Here is a 23,878-nt window from a genome sequence, read left to right as displayed (position 1 = left end):
GCAATAAAAAACCCATCAAAATAAATTGATGGGTTCTTCTATTCTTAAAGTCAGAATTACTTTTTGTAAGCAGCGTCTTTAATTCTCGCTTTTTTACCTCTAAGTTGTTTAAAGTAGTAGATTCTAGCTCTTCTAACTTTACCTCTTCTGTCGATTTCAATTTTCTGCAAAGCAGGCATATTCAACGGAAAAACTCTCTGTACCCCAACATCTCCACTCATCTTTCTGATGGTAAAAGTTTTGGTTAGGCCAGTTCCTCTTAATTGAATCACAGTTCCTTTAAAGAACTGAGTTCTTGTTTTCGCGCCCTCTTTAATCTCGTAATACACAGTGATGGTGTCACCGGCTTTGAATTCTGGGAATTCTTTTTTTGTGATGTACTTTTCTTGTACGTACTTTACTAAATCCATTTTTATAATAAAAATTTGTTTTGTCGAGCCAATCAACTTTCACGTCCTTCGTCAGAGGTTGATTAACAGGTTGCAAAAATACTACAAAAAATATTATCACCCAATACTTTACCAAAATAAATCTCACATTTCCAAACCTTAACCTCAACCTTATCCTGGGCGTGTACTTCACTCGGTCAATACGCGCGCTCCCGAATTTTCGGGAACGCACTCCATTCCCTCATTCAGGTCGGGCTGTACGTTAAATCTTTTTTTACCCTTTCTTTTCCCCTCGCAAAAAAAAGGATACCACTTCCATCCCTCACGCAAAAACACCGCATCCAATCAAAATTTCGTAGAAAAGTTAGATATTCCTCCTTCCTAAAATTAATTACATTGTCACACTGAGCCTCTCGAAGTGTTTACTAACACGTCTTCGATTTTGTCTGCTCGCTCCAATTGCCGCACGCAATTTTAATGTCCTTAATTCCTTTATGCTCGTAATGGTAGATTCTTTTTCAAAAAATTAAGTAATACGTTTGCGCTTTTGTGGTGAAAATAAATTAGGACTTTAAGCTTCAAATTCGAATTCCAAAAATAATCGTAAATTCAAACTTCAAAATTACAAGAAGAAAATGATCGATAAAAGAGTGAAAAATGTTCAGGAAGCCATTGCCGGAATAAGTGACGGTATGACTTTAATCGTAGGTGGATTCGGGCTTTGCGGAATTCCAGAAAATTCAATCAACGCTTTAGCAGAGAGCGACGTCACGGATTTAACGTGTATTTCCAACAATGCTGGAGTTGATGATTTTGGATTGGGCTTGCTCTTGCAGAAAAAACAAATCAAAAAAATGATTGCTTCTTATGTCGGCGAAAATGCGGAGTTTGAAAGACAAATGCTTTCCGGCGAACTCGAAGTTGAATTGACACCACAAGGAACTTTAGCTGAAAAATGTCGTGCAGCACAACATGGAATTCCCGCTTTTTATACACCTGCAGGTTACGGAACTGAAGTCGCGGAAGGAAAAGAAGTCAAAGATTTTGACGGAAAACCTCATATTTTAGAACATGCTTTCAAAGCAGATTATTCCATCGTAAAAGCTTGGAAAGGCGACCACAATGGAAATCTAATATTTAAAGGAACTGCAAGAAATTTCAATGCTCCAATGGCTGGAAGTGGAAAAATCACCATCGCCGAAGTGGAAGAATTGGTAGAACCCGGACAACTCGATCCGAACGAAATTCACATTCCCGGAATTATGGTTCAAAGAATTTTTCAGGGAGAAAAATTTGAAAAAAGAATTGAGCAAAGAACGGTTCGAAAAAGAAGTTAGAAATTATTTAAATTTATTGATAAAAAAAACATTTCTCGTGAGGGAAATGTTTTTTTTTCTAGAAAATAGTATGAAAGTGATTTTGGTTTAAACTAATATTAACGCTTTTCATTAACCATTTTATCGGGATTTTGTCTTGCATCAAAAACACCGCTTATAATGAATTGAGCATCATTAATTCTATAAATAATTTTATAATTTCCACTCAAAACATATCTGTAATCTTTTTCTAATTTTTCGAGATGTAATACTGTTTGACCTGAATCAGGATGGGAAATGAGCTGTTTTTTTGTTTTAAGGATTTGTTTGCGAATGTTATGTGCAACTTTTTTACTGGCTTTAGCAGAGTAAAAATCAAAAATAATTTTTAGATTTTCGATAGCAAAATCTGTCCAAATTATTTCCATAACTTACCATTTAGAGGAAATTTCTTCTAATTCATTTTGAGTTATATATTTCCCAATTTTGAAATCTTCTTCAGATTTTTGAATTCTTACAATTAATTCTTCTTCCGTAAATGGCTTAAAATATATGTCTTTACCGCTTTTACTGAGAATGAAATCTTCAATTTTCACAATAAAGTTTTCATCTTGTAATTGTGCGAGAAAAGAAATTAGATTTAATGTTCGAGTTTGCAAATCCATAATAGAATTAATTTATTTCAAATGTACAAATTCCTATCTGAATTTAAAATCGAGAAATTTGAGAAAAATATTTAGCTTAAAACGGTACGAAAAAGAAGTTAGAATCTTCCTTTTTGAAGATTTTAAATCATAATTGAAATGAAGCATTTCCCGGGATGGAAATGTTTTTTTTTGTAATAATTTATGATAATGAGCATCAAATTATAGCGAAATGAAATGAACAGCAGAAGTAAAAAACGACGAAGTCGTGTAATATAGGTAGCGTGTAAATTAGTTCAGGTATAAAGGTGCGAAGCACCGAAATATTGGTTATTTAATTTAAAATTAATTTCATCAGGAACCAAATCGTACAATTTACTTCTAAATTCTGTTATATTTAAATTTCCCTTTCTTATCTTGGTAACGCGATATTTTGCTGTTCAAATTAGGTCAGATAATAAATTAGAATTTATTTTGATTGTAATTCTACTATTTTCCGCACCGTTTCCTTCGCAGAAATTACCGCTCCTTCCATATATCCAGGAAATCGCGAAGATGTTTCGGAACCGGAAAAAATTAATCTTTGGTCAAAATATGTATCTCTGAAAATGGGATTTCCATTATTTTGATGAGGATAAAGTGGCGAAACGGAATCTTGAAAACATTCAGAATCTTCGCTCCAAACACATTCTTCGTAATGTGAAAATTCTGTAACCGAACTTCCAAAAATATTTTTCAATTGATTGATAACAAGTTGCTTTCGTTCAGCTTTTGAAAGCTTTTGAAAGGCGGAATTGATAAATCCACACAATGCATATTTGGAATTTTTTGTATCCGCTTGATCATAAAATTCTACAACAGGACCCACATTGCTAAACAAAGTTCGCGGAATATTTTCTTCCTTCCAAAAGGGTTTTGCAAAAGTTAAGGCAATTTTGATGGAATCTTCCATCCAGGTATGCGTATGCAAAGCAATTTCTCTCAAATCTTTCGAAATTTCTGGCTCAAACGTTATGCGATTTGCCCATAATTTGGGTGGCAACGCTAAAACAACCATGTCAGCTTGAAATACTTTTTCGGCTTTTATGGTGATGATCTTTCCATTAATTGTAATGTGATTTACCGCTTGATTCAGAATTATGTCTTCTGGTTTTAATTTTTGCAGCAATGTATCGATAAGCGTAGAAGTTCCGCCGGAAATTCTGTAACTCGGTTCGTTTTTCGGAACCTCCACGATTTGAGCTGGTAAATTTGGATTCGTTTGATAAAAAACCTTTGAGTCCATAAATTGTTCAAAGCGTTCAATTCCTAATTCTTCCAAAAGCGCGATCAGATGTGGATGTTGAGAATTGAACCAAGTCGCACCCATTTCAATCGGCGCTTCATTTTCTCTGTAAATGGTATTGATTCTTCCGCCAACTCTATTTCTCGCTTCTACAATTTTAAAGGGAATTCCTTCTTTTTGCAAAAGATAAGCGGTCAAAAATCCTGATAATCCAGCTCCTACAATAATGATCATTGTTCAGTTTTGCTTTAATTTACCGTTCCCATCATCTTCCTTTCCCCGATCTGCTGTCTCCACATTGCATAGTACAACCCTTTTAAGTCCAGTAAATTTTGGTGAGAACCAGTTTCAATCACGTTACCTCTTTCTAAAACATAAATTCGGTCCGCATGCATAATTGTACTTAATCGATGCGCAATAAGAACCGTGATCTGTTCTTTTTCCTGAGAAATTTCGCGAATCGTAGACGTGATTTCTTCTTCTGTAATACTGTCTAAAGCAGAAGTTGCTTCATCGAAGATTAATAAGTGTGGTTTTCTTAATAACGCACGTGCAATAGCGATTCTTTGTTTTTCTCCACCGCTTAATTTTAATCCAGCTTCTCCGATTACAGTATCGATGCCTTTTTCTGCGCGTTCAATTAATGCCGTGCAACTGGATTTCTTCAAGGCCATTCTCAAGTCTTCGTCCGTTGCGTCAGGATTCACAAAAAGAAGGTTTTCTTTAATCGTTCCTGCAAAAAGCTGCGTGTCTTGCGTTACAAAACCTATCTGATTTCTTAATTCATCAAAATCAAATTCATTTCCATTGATTCCATTGAAATAAATATCGCCTTCTTTCGGGCGGTACAATCCAACCAACAATTTTACCAAGGTACTTTTTCCCGATCCACTTGGTCCTACAAAAGCGATGGTTTCTCCATTTCTCACCTCAAATGAAATATTGTTCAAAGCTTTATAGGAGGCGGATTGATGTTGGAAAGATACCTTTTGAAATTGTAATTTCTCGATGGCTCCAATAATTTTTGGCGTATGCGGTTTTTCTTCACTCGGTTTTTTCATCAACGTATCGAAATTATGCAAGGATGCTTCAGCTTCCCGATAAGAAATGATGATATTCCCGATTTCCTGCATCGGTCCAAAGATGAAAAATCCATAAAATACCAATGATAAATACTGTCCCGGTGTCACGATGTTTTTGAAAATTAAAAGCAACAAAGTCAAGGTAATCAGCTGTTGCAGAAAATTAACCAAAGTCCCCTGAATGAAACTCAAAGACCGAATGCTTTTTACTTTGCGCAATTCTAAACCCAAAATCTTATAGGTATTGCTGTTTAAGCGTTTCACTTCTTGCGTGGTTAAACCCAAACTTTTTACAATTTCTATATTTCTTAAACTTTCCGTAGTGCTTCCTGCCAAACTCGTGGTTTCGGTCACAATGGTTTTTTGGATGTGCTTAATTCTTTTACTCAATAAATTGGTAATGAATGCAATGAGAAAAATACCCACCACATAAACTGGCATAATGGACCAATGCAAACGAATCGCGTAAATCGACACGAAAACAATACTCACCAAAATTCCGAAAAAGATATTGATAAAGTTGCTGATGAATTTTACAGAATCCTCCCGAACTTTGGTTAAAATAGAAAGCGTTTCTCCACTTCTTTGATCCTCAAATTCCTGAAAAGGCAGCGCCATAGAATGTTGCAATCCATCGGTGAAAATATTGGCACCAAATTTCTGCGTAATTACACTTACAACATAATCTTGGAAAGCTTTCGCTATTCGGCTAATCATTGCCGTTCCAATCAATAAACCCAGAAAATAGAAGGCCCCATGAAATAAATCTGTTCCATTTAAAAACTGGTCTAAACTTCGCGGTTGCAATTCCTCTTTGTCAAAAAAATTGGGATGAGTAACCAATTGGTCTAAAATATTCCCTGTAATCGCAGGGCTAAAGAGGGAAAAAACCTGGTTGACAGTAGCTAAAAAGAGCGATAAAAAAAGCAGCCACTTATGAGGTTTTAGGTATCTGAATAAAGTTTTCATTGTCAAAAAATAATTGGGTGCAAAATTAGAGATATTAATCGGTTTGTTTAGGTCATACTATAGATTGTCTCGATACCATTTGTATAGGAATAAGAAAAGCAATAAATTGCAGTATAACTTAAAACTATGCTCACAAAAGAACAGATTGCCCAAAGAATTTCTAAGGAAGTAAAGGATGGATATTATGTAAATCTCGGAATTGGTATTCCAACTTTGGTGGCCAACTTCGTTTCCCGCGATCTTTCCGTAGAATTTCAAAGTGAAAATGGCGTACTCGGAATGGGACCTTTTCCTTTTGAAGGCGAAGAAGATCCGGATTTAATCAATGCTGGAAAGCAAACAATCACCACATTGCCCGGTGCTTCATTCTTTGATTCTGCTTTCAGTTTCGGAATGATCAGAAGTCAGAAAGTAGATTTAACTATTTTGGGTGCGATGGAAGTTTCTGAAAACGGAGATATTGCCAATTGGAAAATACCGGGGAAAATGGTGAAAGGAATGGGTGGCGCCATGGATTTGGTAGCCTCTGCAGAAAATATTATCGTCGCCATGATGCACGTAAATAAAGCGGGAGAAAGTAAAATTTTGAAGAAATGTACCTTGCCTTTGACTGGTGTTGGATGCGTAAAAAAAATAGTCACAGAAATGGCAGTTTTAGAAGTGACGTCCAAAGGTTTTAAACTTTTAGAAAGAGCGCCCGGTGTTTCTGTAGAACAAATTGTAAAATCAACGGAAGCCGACTTAATCATTGAGGGAGAAATTCCTGAAATGCAATTCTAATCAATCGAGTTTCTCAAAAATAAAAAATCCTTTTCAGAAGTGAAAAGGATTTTTTTTATCTCGCATATGCAAATCTAGATGAAAGAGAGTATACCTAAACAGGTAATTCTGCAGGAAAATATAATCTGGAGATTCTTCCTTCGTCAGAATGACAAACTCATAGAAACACTGAGCTTACAATGAAGTTGACCTAAATTTTTTATTGAACAATTATTTCAAAATTTCTTTCAAGAATAAAAGGGTATGATTCCAAGCTCTCATGGCCATTACCGGATTGTAGTCTGGAGATTCTGGATTGGTAAAGGTATGTTTAGAATTTGCGTACGTAATGATTTGCCAATCTGCTTTTCCCGCTCTCATTTCCTCCACCAATTGGGTGTAATCTTCTGGTTTTACGCTTTCATCTTCTGCTGGATGTTCCACTAAAACTTTGGTTGTGATTGGAGTGTTGAGTCGCGCTGGATCTTTGGACAATCCACCGTGAATAGAAACTACTCCTGCTACAGGCATTTTTCCTCGCATGGCTTCTAAAGCACCGGTTCCTCCGAAGCAATAACCAATCACCGCAATTTTTTCCGTAATGGCACCGCTTTTCTTTAATTCCTCTAAAGCTAAAGCAATTCTTTTTTGGTAAACTTCATAATTTTGCTTAAAATATCCTGCGATTTTTGCAGCAGAAGCGTTGTCAGTCGGCAAGTTTCCTTCTCCATAAATATCAGCGATGAAGGCAATGTAACCAGCTTTTTCCAATTCTGCGGCCGCCATTTTTGCCTCATTGTCAATTCCTTTCCAGGCGGGTAAAATTAAAACACCCGGTAATTTTTTACCTGCATTTGATGTTACCAATCCGTTTAATTTTTGCGTTCCATCTTTATAGGAAACTTGCTTTAAATTTTGGCTAAAAACTGTTCCTGATGTCATAAATAATGCTGCTAAAAAAAGTGATTTTATCATTTTCTGTTTATTTTAAAGACTCAAAAATACGCACAATATGAACGACTTTGAAAAAAAGTATAAAATGACTTTAATTGATAATTTTAATAATAAAGTGTTCCTCCAGAAACCGAAAACCATTTAAATTTATAGATGCACTTCATACGCATTCATCATTCATCATCCATCATTCATCATTCATCATCCAACATCACCCATCATCCATCACAATATATTCTCCCCACCTAAAAATGAAAACCAAAATTTGATTATCTTGTACGTATAAATTAATCCCATGGCAAAATATAAAATTCAAAAATCACCCTTCATCGTTCCAACTACAGATGGAAAACTCATTGAAGAAATCTGGGGAAATTCTACGGGAAATCCAAAAATATCTATTGCACATATGGTGGCTCCACCCAATTGGAGTGAACCTTTTCAGACGCCAGAATTCGATGAATTCACCTATTTCATCAAAGGGAAAAAACAATTTGAAATAGATGATGAAATCGTTGTGCTCGAAACGGGACAAAGCATTATGATTGAAAAAGGAGCGCGCGTTCGGTACAGCAATCCATTTGAAGATCCCTGCGATTACTTGGCGATTTGTCTGCCTGCCTTTTCAATGGATTTGGTGAATCGAGAGGAATAGAATACTGACTTTCTTAACACATCATGGTGAAGTGAAGTGGAGAATCTCTATTAAGTAAAAATTCTTCACTTCCTTTTTAGAGGAAAGGAAAACTAAAACGCTATTCCCAAATCTCTTAATTCCTTTTCCAAATCAGTATCTTCCTTGATGTGAACGCAGATAAATCCTAAGCTTTTCGCCACTTCAATATTCTTTTGATTATCATCAATGAAAACAGATTCTTCTGCTTTAATCTCGTACCGCTTCAGTAAAAGATGCCACAATTCTGGATTTGGTTTGATCATTTTTTCTGTGCCGGAAACCACTATTTTTCCCTTGAAAAGTTCGAAGAAATCGTAGTTTATTAAAGCGTATGGAAATGTTTCTGCGGACCAGTTCGTTAATCCAAAAAGTTCAAGATTTGTATTTGCAAGCTTGCGAAGCACCGCCACATTTTCAGGAATATCAGATTTGAGCATCGTGGTCCAATTGTCATAATACGCGCGGATTTCTTTCTCCCATTCTGGATACTTTGCCACTTGAATTTCTGTGCCTTCCTCTAAAGTTCTTCCTCCATCCTGTTCTGCATTCCATTCATCTGTCACAATGTTTTTCAGAAAATACTCCATCTTTTCCTCATCTTTAAAGTAATCTCTGAAATAATAGCGCGGATTCCAATCCATAACCACACCGCCGAAATCGAATATGATATTTTTAATGTTCATCATAATTTAACTTGTAGAATTATTGAGTTTTTTATTCTTAAATTTTCTAAAGAAAATGGAACCCAAAGTAATGATTAAAAGGAGATGCAGATAAAAGGAATTCAACACCAAATCGGCATAACTCATTTTAAAACTGCTGAGGGAAATCAAAAGCAAAATTTGTGCGCCGTACGGAATAATACCTTGCACGTAGCACGCAAAAATATCCAGTACCGAAGCACTTTCCTGAGGTTTTAAGCCGTACTTATCCGTAATTTCTTTCGACACCTTTCCGGAAATTAAAATGGCAATCGTATTATTGGCAACGCAGAAATTAGCCACACTTACCAAGCCACCAATTCCTAATAAAGCCGTTTTCTTGGAGTCAATAATTCTATTGATATTTCTTAAAAGAAAATTGATTCCACCCGCCTTTTCAACCAAAGCCGCTAAACCTCCTGTAAGAAGAGAAAGTAGGAAAATTTCCGTCATGCTCGTAAAACCTTCATAAGAACTTTTTGCAAAATCCATCAGTCCAAAAGTTCCATTAAACATACCTAAAACTCCCGCGAAAAGTAATCCTGAAAATAGAACGATAAAAACATTAATTCCAATGATAGAAAGTGCGATGACCAATAAATAGGGGAGAATCAGCAGGAAATTAAAATCTTTTTCATCCATCAAAACGGAATTTGATTCCTGATTAAATCCGAGAAAAACAAGAATTATGACTGCAATCATCGCCGCCGGAAGAGCGAGTTTAAAATTGGCTCTAAATTTATCTTTCATGGCACAACCTAAACTTTGAGTAGATGCAATGGTAGTATCGGAAATAAGGGAAAGATTATCCCCAAACATGGCACCCGAAAGTAAGGCAGCGCCAATTAAACCGAGAGGCGAACCACTTTTTTCTGCGAGTTCAATGACAATTGGTCCGAGTGTTACAATTGAGCCGACCGAAGTCCCTGATGCGAAAGACAGAAAAGAAGCAATGACAAAAATCCCGACCGGAAAATATTCAGCAGAAATATAATTTAATCCTAAATTGACAATCGTGTCCACACTTCCGGTGGCTTTTGAAACCGTGGCGAAGGCTCCCGCCAAAAGGTAAATTATGCACATGGTTAAGATTTTTCCATCCCCACAACCTTTTAGAAAAGTATCGATTTTTGAATTCACTTTACCTTTCAGTAAAATAAAAGCAAACACAATCCCAATTAAAGCGGCTATTGGCGACGGCAAAGCGTAAAAATCTTGGTTGTAAATACCTGCTCCCAAAAAAACACTTACGAAGATAAGCAAGGGCGTGATGGCTGTAAAAGAGCCGTTCGATTTCATCATGGTGCAAAACTAAGCTTCATAAGATCAAAAAACAAAGAGATTATTTTAAAAAGAAAAATCGAGAAAGAATGTTAATGCGGAAGAGAATAGGAGTTGATTAAAATTCCCCTTCGTAAAATTCATATTTTCCGTGGAGAAACTTCGCGTAAATATGTTGCAATCCATTGCTCAAAATAATTTCTTCCGCGAGTAAAATAGAATTGTATCGCGCTGTTTGCTCAAAGGTTTTTTCTGTGAGTTGAATGTGTGGCGCTTTGCATTCTACCAGAATTTTTGCCACCGTTTTTTCGGTAACCAATAGATCAATTCTCTTTGTAGTTCCGTTGAGAACCAATTTCTTTTCTAAGATCAAAGAACTTAAATTTCGACCTTTAACATAGTGAAAATAATGAACCCAATGTTGCCGCACCCATTCTTCCGGAGTGAGGAGAAGCCACGACTTGCGGACCAAATCATAAATAAAAAACTTATCTTTGTCTCTCTTGATATCGAAAGAAAAATCCTCCTTAAAATTCAGTTTCGGCAGTTCCATTTATGAAAGAATTACATTTAATCCTCAAAAATATTAAAAATAAAGAGCTTCTGCCGATTTATTTTTTCCACGGCGATGAACCTTATTTTGTAGATGTTGCACTGAAGTCTTTTGAAAATGATGTTTTAACCGAAGATGAAAAAGCCTTTAACCAAACTGTGGTTTATGGCAAGGATACCAACTTTTCAGAGGTGCTTTCTTTGGCGCGTCAATTTCCCATGATGGGTGATCGCCAAGTCATCATTTTAAAAGAAGCGCAAGAAATTAAAATGACCGATAAAGAAGCGAAAGCGCTTTTGCAATACGCCGAAAACCCTGTAGAATCCACGATTTTAGTAATCGCCTACAAATACAAAAAAGTAGATGCGCGGAAAGCCTTCACCAAAGCTTTATCTAAAGGCAAAATGCTTTTTCACAGTGAAAAATTAAAAGATCATGATGTTCCAAAATGGATTGATCAGGAGTTGCGAACCCTGGGTTTAAAAGCCAAACCGAACATTCCTGTTTTGTTGTCGCAGTATTTGGGCACCGATTTATCCCGAATCACCAATGAGTTGCAAAAGTTAAAAATGATTTTAAAGTCGGATGAAAATGTGGACGAAAAAGCCATTGAAAAACACATTGGAATCAGCAAAGATTTTAATGTTTTTGAACTCATCAAAGCCCTCGGAAAAAAGGATGAAGTTAATTCCTTCAAAATTGCACATTACATGGGAAAATCAAAATCGACCTCGCTTATTATGGCGATGGGAAGCCTCTACAATTTCTTTTCGAATCTTATTATTTTTCATACCATGAAGGGAGATTCTCCCCAAAATCAAGCTTCAGTCATGGGAGTAAATCCTTATTTCCTCAAAGATTTTGCAGAAGCAGCGCAGTTTTATAATCTGAAACATTGCACCCGATGCATTTCAATTTTGCGAGAAATGGATTTAAAAAGCAAAGGTTTGGGCGCGATTAATATGACGGACAGCGAATTGTTGCGAGAAATGGTCTTCAAAATTTTGAAAGTGGATCAGTATAAAGTGAAGACTTAATTTTTTTTATATTCTATTCATACGCTCTCTTGTCATTGATAGTTAGAATATTTCCCCACTTCATTCCAGAAAAGAAGCTCGACTCAGACCGAGTCGAAACGCACTTAAAATATTTGAATCGATACTCCTAAAGAATCTTTTTATGAAGAATTTACTCCCCATTTTTCTCTTTTTCTTTTTGATTTCCTGTAAAACATCAATCAGTTCACTTGCTGAAAATATAAATCAACCTACAAGAAGTGTTGCGTATTTTGATGCTTCACGAAATCGAATAATTCCGCTTGCTTTTTATTATCAAAAAGGTTTAGAACTTAAAAATACACCTGTCCTCATTTTCAGTCATGGATATGGCAGAAATAATCCTGACAGCAATCTTCATTATAATAATCTCCTCGGAAATTTAGCAGAAGAGGGTTTTTTCGTGGCCAGTATTCAGCATGAACTTCCAACAGATGATTTGCTTCCATTAGAGGGGAATCCGCAAGTTGTTCGACGGTCCAACTGCTATCGTGGTGCGGAAAATATTAATTTTGTTTTAAAAGAATTGAAGAAAAAGTATCCACTGTTAAACTATAATAAAGTCGTCATTGCAGGGCATTCTAATGGAGGCGATATGAGCGTTTTGTTTGCAGAACAACATCCAGAATTGGTTTGGAAATTAGTTACTCTGGATCAAAGAAGATATGCATTTCCGCTTATTTCTCAACCAAAAATTTATTCTCTTCGTTCCAGTGATCAACCCGCTGATGTTGGCGTGATTCCTACTTTAGACCATCAGAAAAAATGGGGAATGACCATTATTAAACTTCCCGCCACCATCCACAATGATATGGATGACAGCGGAACATTAACCCAGAAAGCAGAAATAGCGAAGTATTTTCGAAAATTTCTGACAGAAGATTAAAACTGAGGTATTGACAAAATTCATCGCGAATAACTTCGCTAACCGAAAATAAATAACGATTTTTGACCCCTCAAAAACAATTTCAAAATTAATCAGATCAAATGGAAGAAAATATTTTAGACTGTGTGATTGTAGGATCCGGACCTTCTGGATTTACAGCCGCAATTTATGCCGCCAGAGCCGACTTGAAACCAGTTTTATACACAGGTTTAGAACCCGGTGGACAATTAACCACGACGACGGAAGTTGATAATTTTCCGGGGTATCCAGACGGTATTACGGGACCAGAAATGATGATGGATCTGCAAAAACAGGCAGAACGTTTCGAAACTAAAGTTCATTACGAACTTATCACCAAAGCTGAATTTGCGAAAGAAGTGGGCGGCGTTCATAAATTATGGGCCGGGAAAACCGAAATTTTAGCCAAGTCTGTCATTATTTCTACGGGAGCAACTGCGAAATATTTGGGTCTAGACGATGAGAAAAAATACATGGGTGGCGGCGTTTCTGCATGTGCAACGTGTGATGGTTTTTTCTACAAAGGAAAAGATGTGGTGGTAGTTGGAGCTGGAGATACGGCTGCAGAAGAGGCAACATACCTTTCTAAATTGTGCAACAAAGTGACTGTTTTAGTGAGAAAAGATTACATGCGTGCATCCAAAGCCATGATTCACCGCGTGAACAATACAAAAAATATTGAAGTATTATTCAACCATGAGTTAATCGGGATTGAAGGCGAGAATTCTTTGGTAGAAAGAGCCGTAACGATAAACAACCAGACAAAGGAGGAAACAAAAATTGATGTTCACGGAATATTTATTGCGATTGGACATAAACCGAATACCGATATTTTTAAAGGTCAGATTGACTTGGATGACAACGGTTATATCATTACGAAATCTGATACGTGTCTGACTAATTTACCTGGAGTTTTTGCCGCGGGAGATGTTCAGGATCACATTTACCGTCAAGCCATAACAGCAGCTGGAAGTGGTTGTATGGCAGCAATGGATGCGGAAAAATATTTGGGAGAACTGGAATAAGAAGGCAAGAGCCAAGTTAAAAGTAAAAAGAAACAGGAGGAAAGATTTAATATTATTTGATTTTTGATAGGTAGTTTAATCACTTATCGAATGACCAACATCCATCATTTAACATCTATCATCAATTAAGTGAAAAACCTCATCTACATATTTATAGGAGGCGGATTAGGAAGCGTCTTGCGCTTCCTAATTTCGAATTATACCCAAAAGTTCTGGAGCGTTAATTCCTTTCCGATGGGTACTTTTATCGTAAATATGATCGGGTGTTTTTTAATTGGGATTTTCACTTCATATTTCGTGAAAGTGGATCATTATTCAAAATTTCTTTTAATCACGGGATTTTGTGGGGGCTTTACCACATTTTCTACTTTCTCTGCAGAAAATTATTCTTTGTGGCAGGAAGGCAACTATGGCGTCCTGATTTTATATATCGCGTTGAGTGTGATTGTGGGGGTTGGAGCGGTGTTTCTGGGACTTCAAGTGCTGAAAAATTAATTATTCCCTTTGATAATTAAGGATTTGCAAGTTTTTCCCTCAAATAATTTGGTCACTCTTGAAAAGCTCTTTATATTTGCACCACTGAAAAAGAGAAATCTATTTTAGTTGGAGAACTGGCAGAGTGGTCGATTGCGGCAGTCTTGAAAACTGTTGACTGTAACAGGTCCTGGGGTTCGAATCCCTAGTTCTCCGCTGGTTGAGAAACTAGAAAGCATCAAAAGCCTTTAAATAGTAGTATTTAAAGGCTTTTTTGTGTTTATAATCGATCAAAATATATCATATCGATACAAATGGAAAGAGAGTAGCGCGGTGAGTACCACGAAATAAAAAATAGGTACGCACCGAATTTTAACATAAACAGCCTGTTCATCATTTATACAAGCTATTGAACATCTTGCAGGTTTAAAGGTTCAGATATACATTTATTAACCTTTTAAATCATTACCTATGCAAACTTACAGTTTACTGTTCTATGCCAAAAAAACGAAAAGTAATCCTAATTTTTCGGCCATTTATCTGCGAATTACAGTAGATGGAAAAAGAAAGGAACTCTCCACGGGGAAAACTATCAAATCGATTGACTGGAACTCTAATTCAGGACAATTCTCTAGGCGTTCTTCCCATGCAAAATCTTTCAATTCATTTCTGGAAAGTCTGAGAACAAAAATGTTCGAATCTTATACTTACCTTTTAAATAATCGGAAAGTGATCACCGCAGAAAGTTTGCGAAATCGATTTATGGGTATTGATGAACGAAAAGTCACTTTGGTAGAAGCGTTTCAAGATCATAATAATCAAGTGAAAGAATTAATAGGAAGAGGATTCGCTTATGGAACTTGGGAAAGATATGAAACTTCTCTAAGGCATACTCAACAATTTATGAATTGGAAATATAATATTTCAGATATTGATGTGCGAGAGATTAATCCTGCATTTATTTCAGATTATGAATTCTTTTTGAGAACGGTACGCAATTGCGGAAATAACTCTGCCGTAAAATACATCAAGAATTTTCAGAAAATAATTAATATATGTTTAGATAATGAATGGATGGTCAAAAATCCTTTTTCAAATTATAAATCTAAAATCATTGTTACTGAGGTTCGTTTTCTTACAGAAGATGAGCTAGAAAGGATAAAAAACAAATTATTCAGTACTGAGAGATTACGGACTATTCGCGATATATTTCTCTTTTGTTGTTTTACAGGATTGGCATATTCAGATGTTAAGAATTTGGCACATGACAATATATCAGTTAATGCAAATAGCGAAAAGTGGATTAAGATTTAAAGAACAAAAACAAAGGTTGAAGCAACAATTCCTCTTCTTCCAATTGCTAACGAGATCTTAGAGCGTTATAAGACAAATGTAAAGTGTGTGAATGATGAGAAAGTCTTGCCAGTTTTAAGCAATCAGAAGATGAATGAGTATTTAAAAGAGATTGCTGCTTTATGCGGGCTGGACTTCGATATTAGTTTTCATACGGCTAGACATACTTTTGCAACGACTGTAACATTAAATAATGGGGTACCACTTGAGACCGTTAGTAAAATGTTGGGCCACTCAAATGTTCAAATGACTCAACATTATGCTAAAATTCAAGATCGGAAAATTGGTGATGATATGAATTTACTTAAAAAAGTATTAATCAAAAAAACAAAAAAGAAAAAGATAAGCTAAAATTAATCAGAATTAGCAATAAGAAATAATATTTGTGGATATGGATTCCATTCCTTCCAGCCCGGATCGCAACTACGATATCACAGTAAAAAAGAAATGCTGTAAAAAATATATTTTACAGCATTTTTTGTGCTTACTACTCTAATTCTAATCTGCGGACTTCAATTATTTACAATTTGGAGTTTTAAACTCTAACCGTAATTTTTTTGGTTGTGAATCAAATATGCAGTTTGTAATAATTTCTCCACAGCGATACTTTTTTATGTATTGCTATTTCAAGACTATAAAATGTAGCAGAATCTGTTAACGATATAGTTTTAGTAAATAATTCTGCTAATGAAATTGATGCAAAGGTCCCTAAACAAAAAGCCGCTTCTGTAAATAAACTAAAATCATCGCTCGTGAATTAATTTTTTAATAACGATTGTCATCATTATACATCAAAAGCGGGTTTTTATCCGCTGTTTTTTGTTAACTATTTTAAGTATTAATCTAATGTTAACGTCGGCAACCAAGTAAGCTTGAGTTCTTTTAAATCTATTTTTACATCGAAATTGCGTCGCAATTTTCTGGGTGCAGTCGTATGTTAATAAGAATTTACGAATTGTTAATGACTTGTTAATGCCCTTATAGGAAGGTCTCTCTAGTTTTGCCTAAACAAAAATAGATCATGCGAAAGGAGACTCAAAAAATATTGGCGATTCCAATACTATTACTATTAAGCGGAAAAATGGTAGCACAGCAAAAGGTTAAAAGAGACAGTGTTGCCAATATCCAGGAAGTGGTCATTACTGCTTTAGGAATTCAGAGACAGGATAAATCTTTAGGATATGTTGCTGAAAAAGTGAAAGGTGAAGTTTTCGAAAATATTCAGAATAACAATTGGGCACAAAGTCTGGAAGGAAGGGTAGCAGGTTTAAAAATTCAAAGCACAGGTGCGGGTCCTTTAGGCTCGTCCAGGATTACTTTGAGAGGAGAGAAATCAATGAGTCTTGATAACAACTACGCTTTGATTGTGGTAGATGGTGTGCCTCTAAGTAACTCGACTACAGGAACTGGAACACCGGCTTACGGTGCAGGATCGGGAGGTGATGTACCTATTGATTTAGGAAATGGCCTCAACAGTATAAACCCAGATGATATTGAATCGGTGACGGTGCTAAAAGGTGCTTCGGCAGCAGCGCTTTATGGAGCAAGAGCAGCGAACGGCGCCTTGATGATCACCACAAAATCAGGAAAAAGTAAAAACGGAAAAGTACTGGTTTCCTTCAATTCGACTCTAAGTTACGATTCAGTTTTAAAGTGGCCGGACTATCAATATGAATACGGACAGGGGACTTTAACAAAAAATACTGCCGGAGAATTTTACTATTCCTACGGTGCCTCACCAGATGGAGTAAGTACTGGTGGAACAAGCAGCGCATTTGGACCAAAATTCAATGGACAGTCATACTTTCAATATGACCCAACCTTAGAAGGACAAAGCGCAACAAGACAACTTTGGCGTCCTTACAAAGATAATATCAAAGGTTTTTGGGAAGTCGGTACTACGTCTTCCAATACTGTTTCTATAGAAAGTTCCACCGAGAAAACTAATTTCAGAACATCACTTACTTATCTGAATAATCAATGGATGATGCCTAATACAGGTTTTGACCGATTCAATATGTCTTTATCCATAGGACACCAACTATCTAATAAACTGAAGATATCGGCCAAGTTTAATTATGCCAATACGAAAAGTGATAATCTGCCCGCCACAGGTTATAATAATCAATCGATATCCTATTTTATGATATTCCAAAATCCGAATGTTGATTTGGCGTGGTATGAACCCATTTGGAAAAACGGGCAGGAAGATATTGACCAAATTCACCCTTTTAGTAGTTTCATTGATAACCCTTATCTGATTGCTTATAAAATGTTGAACGGAGTAGATAAAAAATTACTTACCGGAAATGTTACCACCGATTATCAATTTACGAGTGATTTTAAAGTAATGTTGAGATCTGGAATCGAAATTTTAAACGAAAAAAGAACCACCATCAGACCCTGGAGTTCTGCCAATTACGTCAAAGGTTTTTACAGAGAGCAATTTATTAGCAATCAAGAATATAATAACGATATTTTATTTACGTATAAGAAAGATTTGAACAAAATTAATATTAGTGCAAATGTTGGCGGAAGCGTTCGTTACAATGAATATATCATGAATGACTATAGAGCTGAAGGTTTAAAAATAGCCGGAAATTACAGTCTTAACAATGCCATCTCATTACTGACCAAAGTTCCGCAACCCCGCGATCAGCAAGCCAATAGTGTTTATGGTTTATTAAGCGTCAATTATGAAAATAAGATTTTCCTTGATGTTACCGGAAGAAATGATTGGAGCAGCACACTTTCTCAACAATATCGTTCTTTCTTCTATCCTTCTGTTAGTACAAGTTTCATATTGTCTGATATTTTTAAAACATCCAGTAAGAAATTCAATTATTGGAAGTTGCGCGCTTCCTGGGCAAAAGTTGGTATTGCGGGGGCTCCTTACCAATTAGATAAATATTATAATATTAGTGATTTTACCGGTTCAGTGGAAATTCCGGGAACATATCCAAATCCGTTCTTAAAACCAGAGAAGAACACAAACATCGAAGCGGGAATGGACTTTTCATTTTGGAACAATCGATTGTCTTATAATTTTACACTGTATCAGAATGATACCGATAATCAAATTATTGTTATTCCTACTCTTTATGAATCTGGCTATTCCAACAGAGTGATTAATGCCGGAAAGGTGAGGAATAGAGGAATTGAAATGAGCCTAAATGCAATTCCTGTAAAATCGAAAAATTTCTCCTGGAATATCGGTGCAAACTGGTCGACGAATGGGAATGAAATCATGAGTCTGCCAGAAGAATTTTCTGGAGAAAGTTATTACACTATGGCAACCGTTGCAGGTGTAGTTTATTATAACGCAACCGTAGGTGGATCTTTAGGAGATCTCTGGGGTTTTAAATTATTACGCAACGATCAGGGCCAAGTGATCTATGATAAAAATGGTCTCACCTCAAGACCCGATCGGATAGAGAAAGTAGGAAATGCTTTTCCAGAGTGGCGGGCAGGTATCCAGAACGATTTTAAATATAAAAACTTTACGCTCAGTGTTTCGTTTGATGGACAATATGGTGGGGTTGCATATTCACAGACTCATCATAAAATGTCGGAACAAGGTAAACTCGGTCATACTTTAGCTGGTAGGGATAATCCGAACGGAACAATGATCGGAGACGGTGTGGTAAAAAATGCCGACGGATCCTTCCGTCCAAACACAACCCCTGTTTCAATAAGTTCTTATTACGGAGATTATTATCGAAGAGCAAATATAGAAACCAACACCTTTGATACCTCTTTCGTTAAATTAAGAGATGCCAGAATTGCTTATTCGTTTGCAAAAGATCTTATTGCACCTTTAAAACTATCAGAACTAACGCTCGCTTTATTCGGCAAAAATCTGTGGATGTGGACAGAATTTCCGCTGTTTGATCCAGAAGTTGCTTCCCTCAATAATGCTACTATCACCCCCGGCGTGGAGATAGGGCAACTTCCCACCTCCAGAACAATTGGTTTTCAACTTAACTTAAAATTTTAAATAACCATGAGAAAGATAATCTTAAATACAACATTCATCTTACTATTAATTTTACTAAATTCATGTCAAAGATCGTTCGAAGAAATTAACACTGATACAAGTAGAATTAAAAATCCCTCGGCCGGGAGTTTTCTAAAACCTATTCAGTATGAAATGGCAAATTACGGTTACAAAAGAGCGGATGATTTTACCTTTGACATTATGCAGGTCGCACTTTCTTTTCCGAATGAAGGAAATACCGTGAGCAGATATTATCTTACCGAAAGTACTGGAAACGGATACTGGAATACAAGCTACAAGTGGCTAAAGCAGGTTAGTGAATTAAATGCCGCCGCTACAAAAGAGCAGAATAACAATTATATTGCTATTTCTAAAGTATTAAATGCCTGGATTTTTGCTAACCTTACAGATGCTTTTGGAGATATTCCAATGTCTGAAGCACTCATATTAGAAAGCAATATCATAAAACCTAAATACGACCAGCAAAAAGATATTTACCAATTTCTTTTAGATGATTTGAAAGCCGCCAACTTATTATTTGATGTTACAAAAACATTACCCGAAGGCGATTTATTTTATCAGGCTAATACCAGCGCGGAAGGAATTGTAAAATGGAAGAAATTCGCTAATTCCTTATCATTAAGATTACTAACTAGAATACTTAAGAAAAATGGAGAAATTGATGTTTATGGCAGAATTAATGAAATCGTAAATGATCCTACGACTTATCCCATTTTTAATAATAATGAAGATGGAGCGACTTTAGATATTTCGGGTGTTGCACCCTTGCTCCCACCCGTTGCCAGGCCTCAGGATTTTACGGCCTATAGAGCTGCTGGAGAGTTTTTCACCCAAACTTTAGCAGATAATCAAGATCCGCGACAAAGCAAATTTTTCACTCAGGCGAAAAGTATTCCTGGTAACCAAAATATCGGCTATAAAGGAGCAGCTTCGGGTTATGCGCTAGGAAGCGTCTTTACCTATCAACCGTCGAATATGAATCAGAATTTGGCAAAAGCGCCGTTGAAAATCCTGGTAATGACTTACGCTGAACTGCAGTTTATTTTGGCCGAATTGTCTTTTAAAGGTATTATTCCGGGTAATGCAAAAATATTTTACCAGAATGGAGTGACAGCAACAATTGAGCAATGGGGAAATGTCGTTCCGGCCAACTATTTTGCTAATCCTAAAGTGGCTTATAATGGTACCTTTGAACGCATTATGTTACAGAAATATGTCAGTCTTTTCTTCATCGATCAGCAGCAGTGGTATGAGCAGCGACGAACGGGTTTGCCAGTTCTTCCTAATAATGGTGGTCTGCTAAATGACGGTAAAATGCCTCAAAGAATGCTTTATCCCACCTCTACCAAGATTCAAAATTATGAAAATTATGTAATTGCCTCTCAGAGAATGGGCGGAGATAATATTAACACTAAAATGTGGTGGAACCAATAGAATTATGAAAAAATACACCATTGCATTTTTACTTTTAAATATATTGATCATGCAAGCGCAAACTCAAATAATCGCACACCGCGGGTTTTGGCAAACAGAACCTCCCACCACTGAGAATTCCCTTCAAGCTTTAGAAAATGCTCAGAATTTAAAGATCTACGGGACAGAATTTGATGTTCGAATGTCAAAAGATGGCGTCTTGATCATTAATCATGATGAGCATCACGGGCCTATGGAAATTTCTGAAACCAATTTTGAGGATTTAAAGAAATTGAAATTGAAAAACGGTGAGAACATTCAAACGTTAAAGGCGTATTTAGAAAAAGGAAAGAAGAACCCATCTTTAAAACTAATTATAGAACTGAAACCCATCAAGTCGGAAGCAAAGGAAAACGAGTTGGTGCGGAAAACAATCCAGCTGGTTAAAGAACTGAACCTGGAATCCCAAAGTGAATTTATTTCATTCAGTCTAAATATTTGTAAACAGATTAAAAAAGTAGAACCTTCTTTTAAAGTCCAGTATCTGAACGGAGACTTGTCGCCATTAGAAATAAAAGAAGTAGGCTTGGACGGTTTAGATTATCATTATTCTGTTTTTTTGAAAAATCCTACTTGGATTTCGGAAGCTAAAACTTTGGGATTAATTACCAATTCTTGGACGGTAAACGATATTGAACTCTTTGTAAAACTAAAAAAACAAGGAATTGATTTTATCACCACTAATATTCCTGACCAACTAAAAAATAAATAAATGAAAACATACTTAATTTCCTGTCTATTAATTTCGGGATTAACATTTTCTCAGACTTCAGTCTCTGGTTATGTCTATCATGACCTCAATAAAAACCAACAAAAAGAGCAAAACGAAAAAGGAATTGAAAATGTAGCCATCTCAAACGGGGTCGAGGTTGTTGTAACAGATAAAAAAGGATATTACAATTTACCCATCCAGGAAGATCAAACCGTATTTGTAATAAAACCTACGGGCTATAAAGTTTCTTTAAATGTAAGGAATTTGCCTCAATTTTATTACCATCATAAGCCCAAAGGTTCTCCGACTCATTTTAAATACCAAGGTGTTAAACCAACGGAGAAACTTCCAAAAGAATTAAACTTCTCTTTGCAGAAGCAAGATGAAACAAACAATTTTGATATTCTGGTTTTTGGTGATCCACAACCTTACACCGAAAAAGAATTGGATTATTTTAAAAGAGGAATTGTTAACGAAGTAAAGAACAATAGAAAGAATGCCGTTTTTGGAATTAGTTTAGGAGATCTGGTGGGAGATAATTTAGATCTGCAGAAACCTTATGCTGACGTGATGAAAGAAATTGGTTTGCCGTGGTACAATGTTATGGGAAACCATGACATGAATTATGAAGCGAAAGAAGATCATCTTTCCGATGAAACTTTTGAATTAAATTTTGGACCTGCAAACTATTCGTTTAATTATGGAAATGTGCATTTCATTATTTTAGATGACATTCTATATCCTGATCCACGAACTGGAAAAGGCTATTGGGGCGGTTTTCGGAAAGATCAGTTGCAATTTATCGAGAATGATTTGAAATTGGTAGATAAAAACAAATTGATTGTGGTTTCTTTTCATATCCCATTAAATCATACAGATGAAAATACTTTTAGAAATGCAGATCGTCAGAAACTGTTCGATTTTCTAAGTCCATTTTCCAATGTTTTGCTGCTTTCCGCACACACGCATTTACAGCAACAGCTTTTTTATGGAAAAAAAGATGGATGGAATGGTTCTAAAGATTTACATGAGTACAATGCAGGAACGACAAGTGGAGATTGGTATTCTGGCACGCCGGATCAAGCTGGACTTCCAACTTCTACGATGAGAGACGGTACTTTAAAAGGCTATTCATTTATTAGTTTTAAAGATAATCAGTATGATATCAAATACAAATCCTTCGGAAAAGACGATGACTATCAAATCAAATTATCTGTCCCAAAAGTAATTCCTTTTCCCTCTCGAACATCTGCGAAGATCGTAGCAAATTTCTTTATGGGCAGCAAAAAAGACAAGGTAGAATATCGCATAGACGGCGCAGATTGGAAGGAGATGGATTATAATGAAACGGTCGATCCTACCTTTGCGCAGTCTGTTTATAAATGGGATACTACCGAAAAGTTACTCGATGGTAGACGCCCTTCAAATCCTGAACTATCACGGCATATTTGGATTGCTGGTTTTACCAATAAATTAACCGTAGGAATGCACAAACTGGAGGTGAGAGTGATCGATATGTTCGGTAATGAATATGGAAGTTCTGAAACTTTCGAAGTTCAACCGACGCTTCCAATTCCGTAACTTTTTTTTCTTCATATATTTTTTTCAGAGACCAACTTTTTAAGTTGGTTTTTTTGCTGAAGTATATCAGAGTTCAAGACCAAATATATAATGTAGCGAACATTACAATCATTTTTTTTTCTAAAAATAATAATCTATGACGTTCAGTCTCTCTAACTTACTAAATTGTAGCACTTGCTATATTAAACCATAAAAGTGGAAACTTTGCATTTACTGAGATGTAGGTGCTTTTTTCACAGATTTATTTTTCAAAAATTTTTATAGTTGAGCGCTCAAAAAGTTCATCGATTTCAGATTGATTAAAGCCTGTTACAAAATCTTTGTGATAATATATGAAGGTGACGGACTGACAAGAATAATGTGTTTGAAAAGAGTAGGATCCACATAGGTAACAATAAGTCTCATGATAGCTCCAACTGAATGCCCTTTCAAAATTGCATTTTTTAATATTCAACTCGATAGCGAATTCTACAATATCTGCAACATAGCCTTCCAATTGATCATATTTTGTAAAAGAATAGGTGGAAAAGTCTGAAGTTCCAGCACCTACATGATCAAAAAGAACAATTTGATGCGTAGTGCAAAGTTCGGTGTAATTGACCACCTAGATTCGGTTTAAAGTGACCATGTAAATTCGGTTTAAATTGACCACCTCTTTTTTTTGGTAAAACGAC

22 protein-coding genes, 1 tRNA gene and 1 pseudogene are annotated in these 23,878 nt (G+C 36.0%); 14 read left to right on the top strand and 10 right to left on the bottom strand.

Features of this window, described 5'->3' with window-relative positions; all coding sequences use genetic code 11:
* Nucleotides 1–56: 56 nt before the first annotated feature.
* On the bottom strand, nt 57–410 hold the full coding sequence (rplS, locus tag RCH13_RS09875) for a 50S ribosomal protein L19 (RefSeq protein ID WP_326987080.1): 354 nt from the start codon (nt 408–410) through the stop codon (nt 57–59).
* A gap of 614 nt (nt 411–1,024) precedes the next feature.
* On the opposite strand from rplS, the gene RCH13_RS09870 reads away from it, so the two are divergent.
* The gene (locus tag RCH13_RS09870; RefSeq protein WP_326987079.1) at nt 1,025–1,726 is read left to right on the top strand and encodes a CoA transferase subunit A; all 702 of its coding nucleotides are present in this window, start codon (nt 1,025–1,027) and stop codon (nt 1,724–1,726) included.
* Nucleotides 1,727–1,824: 98 nt separating this feature from the next.
* Here RCH13_RS09870 and RCH13_RS09865 read toward each other — a convergent pair whose 3' ends face one another.
* The 4 genes from RCH13_RS09865 to RCH13_RS09850 form a co-directional block, all read right to left on the bottom strand.
* Nucleotides 1,825–2,133 (bottom strand): type II toxin-antitoxin system RelE/ParE family toxin, encoded by a 309-nt coding sequence (locus tag RCH13_RS09865; protein ID WP_326987078.1) that lies wholly within the window; start codon nt 2,131–2,133, stop codon nt 1,825–1,827.
* 3 nt (nt 2,134–2,136) lie between these two features.
* Nucleotides 2,137–2,370: a hypothetical protein gene (locus tag RCH13_RS09860; RefSeq protein WP_326987077.1), complete on the bottom strand. Its 234-nt coding sequence runs from the start codon at nt 2,368–2,370 to the stop codon at nt 2,137–2,139.
* A 448-nt stretch (nt 2,371–2,818) separates the two neighbouring features.
* A complete protein-coding gene (locus RCH13_RS09855) occupies nt 2,819–3,868 on the bottom strand; it encodes a flavin monoamine oxidase family protein (RefSeq protein ID WP_326987076.1) in 1,050 nt (349 codons plus the stop codon).
* A gap of 14 nt (nt 3,869–3,882) precedes the next feature.
* Nucleotides 3,883–5,685, bottom strand: a complete 1,803-nt coding sequence (locus RCH13_RS09850; protein WP_326987075.1) for an ABC transporter ATP-binding protein — start codon at nt 5,683–5,685, stop codon at nt 3,883–3,885.
* 126 nt (nt 5,686–5,811) lie between these two features.
* On the opposite strand from RCH13_RS09850, the gene RCH13_RS09845 reads away from it, so the two are divergent.
* Nucleotides 5,812–6,465, top strand: coding sequence for a CoA transferase subunit B (locus tag RCH13_RS09845; RefSeq protein ID WP_326987074.1), 654 nt, complete (start codon nt 5,812–5,814; stop codon nt 6,463–6,465).
* Nucleotides 6,466–6,675: 210 nt separating this feature from the next.
* Here RCH13_RS09845 and RCH13_RS09840 read toward each other — a convergent pair whose 3' ends face one another.
* Nucleotides 6,676–7,419, bottom strand: a complete 744-nt coding sequence (locus RCH13_RS09840; protein ID WP_326987073.1) for a dienelactone hydrolase family protein — start codon at nt 7,417–7,419, stop codon at nt 6,676–6,678.
* Between the two features lie 274 nt (nt 7,420–7,693).
* Here RCH13_RS09840 and RCH13_RS09835 point away from each other — a divergent pair, with 274 nt between their 5' ends.
* Nucleotides 7,694–8,053, top strand: a complete 360-nt coding sequence (locus RCH13_RS09835) for a cupin domain-containing protein (RefSeq protein ID WP_326987072.1) — start codon at nt 7,694–7,696, stop codon at nt 8,051–8,053.
* Between the two features lie 92 nt (nt 8,054–8,145).
* Here the strand turns inward: RCH13_RS09835 and RCH13_RS09830 are convergent, their stop codons facing one another.
* The 3 genes from RCH13_RS09830 to RCH13_RS09820 form a co-directional block, all read right to left on the bottom strand.
* Entirely contained in the window at nt 8,146–8,760 is a 615-nt protein-coding gene (locus RCH13_RS09830) for an HAD family hydrolase (RefSeq protein WP_326987071.1), read from the bottom strand.
* 3 nt (nt 8,761–8,763) lie between these two features.
* Nucleotides 8,764–10,077 (bottom strand): Na+/H+ antiporter NhaC family protein, encoded by a 1,314-nt coding sequence (locus RCH13_RS09825; protein WP_326987070.1) that lies wholly within the window; start codon nt 10,075–10,077, stop codon nt 8,764–8,766.
* Between the two features lie 97 nt (nt 10,078–10,174).
* Nucleotides 10,175–10,609 carry a type I restriction enzyme HsdR N-terminal domain-containing protein gene (locus RCH13_RS09820; RefSeq protein WP_326987069.1) on the bottom strand — a complete coding sequence of 145 codons (435 nt, stop codon included), beginning with the start codon at nt 10,607–10,609 and terminating at the stop codon, nt 10,175–10,177.
* 2 nt (nt 10,610–10,611) lie between these two features.
* On the opposite strand from RCH13_RS09820, the gene holA reads away from it, so the two are divergent.
* The 11 genes and pseudogenes from holA (at nt 10,612) to RCH13_RS09765 (ending at nt 23,204) form a co-directional block, all read left to right on the top strand.
* Nucleotides 10,612–11,646: a DNA polymerase III subunit delta gene (gene holA, locus RCH13_RS09815; RefSeq protein ID WP_326987068.1), complete on the top strand. Its 1,035-nt coding sequence runs from the start codon at nt 10,612–10,614 to the stop codon at nt 11,644–11,646.
* A gap of 142 nt (nt 11,647–11,788) precedes the next feature.
* A complete protein-coding gene (locus RCH13_RS09810) occupies nt 11,789–12,550 on the top strand; it encodes an alpha/beta hydrolase (protein WP_326987067.1) in 762 nt (253 codons plus the stop codon).
* 101 nt (nt 12,551–12,651) lie between these two features.
* Nucleotides 12,652–13,593 (top strand): thioredoxin-disulfide reductase, encoded by a 942-nt coding sequence (gene trxB, locus RCH13_RS09805; RefSeq protein WP_326987066.1) that lies wholly within the window; start codon nt 12,652–12,654, stop codon nt 13,591–13,593.
* A gap of 129 nt (nt 13,594–13,722) precedes the next feature.
* Nucleotides 13,723–14,088 carry a fluoride efflux transporter CrcB gene (gene crcB, locus RCH13_RS09800; RefSeq protein ID WP_326987065.1) on the top strand — a complete coding sequence of 122 codons (366 nt, stop codon included), beginning with the start codon at nt 13,723–13,725 and terminating at the stop codon, nt 14,086–14,088.
* 110 nt (nt 14,089–14,198) lie between these two features.
* Nucleotides 14,199–14,283, top strand: a tRNA-Ser gene (locus RCH13_RS09795).
* A 255-nt stretch (nt 14,284–14,538) separates the two neighbouring features.
* On the top strand, nt 14,539–15,381 hold the full coding sequence (locus tag RCH13_RS09790; RefSeq protein ID WP_326987064.1) for a site-specific integrase: 843 nt from the start codon (nt 14,539–14,541) through the stop codon (nt 15,379–15,381).
* Between the two features lie 12 nt (nt 15,382–15,393).
* Nucleotides 15,394–15,771 (top strand): annotated as a pseudogene (locus RCH13_RS09785) (site-specific integrase); the annotation flags it as partial.
* A 670-nt stretch (nt 15,772–16,441) separates the two neighbouring features.
* Complete coding sequence (locus RCH13_RS09780; protein WP_326987063.1) at nt 16,442–19,417, top strand: SusC/RagA family TonB-linked outer membrane protein; 2,976 nt, start codon at nt 16,442–16,444, stop codon at nt 19,415–19,417.
* Between the two features lie 6 nt (nt 19,418–19,423).
* On the top strand, nt 19,424–20,872 hold the full coding sequence (locus RCH13_RS09775; RefSeq protein WP_326987062.1) for a SusD/RagB family nutrient-binding outer membrane lipoprotein: 1,449 nt from the start codon (nt 19,424–19,426) through the stop codon (nt 20,870–20,872).
* 4 nt (nt 20,873–20,876) lie between these two features.
* On the top strand, nt 20,877–21,623 hold the full coding sequence (locus RCH13_RS09770) for a glycerophosphodiester phosphodiesterase family protein (RefSeq protein ID WP_326987061.1): 747 nt from the start codon (nt 20,877–20,879) through the stop codon (nt 21,621–21,623).
* Nucleotides 21,624–23,204 carry a calcineurin-like phosphoesterase family protein gene (locus RCH13_RS09765; RefSeq protein ID WP_326987060.1) on the top strand — a complete coding sequence of 527 codons (1,581 nt, stop codon included), beginning with the start codon at nt 21,624–21,626 and terminating at the stop codon, nt 23,202–23,204.
* Between the two features lie 241 nt (nt 23,205–23,445).
* Here RCH13_RS09765 and RCH13_RS09760 read toward each other — a convergent pair whose 3' ends face one another.
* The gene (locus tag RCH13_RS09760) at nt 23,446–23,808 is read right to left on the bottom strand and encodes a hypothetical protein (protein ID WP_326987059.1); all 363 of its coding nucleotides are present in this window, start codon (nt 23,806–23,808) and stop codon (nt 23,446–23,448) included.
* Nucleotides 23,809–23,878 lie beyond the last annotated feature (70 nt).

The organism is Chryseobacterium sp. MP_3.2 (assembly GCF_035984805.1).
Lineage (GTDB): Bacteria > Bacteroidota > Bacteroidia > Flavobacteriales > Weeksellaceae > Kaistella.
This window is presented reverse-complemented; position numbering and strand designations above follow the sequence as displayed.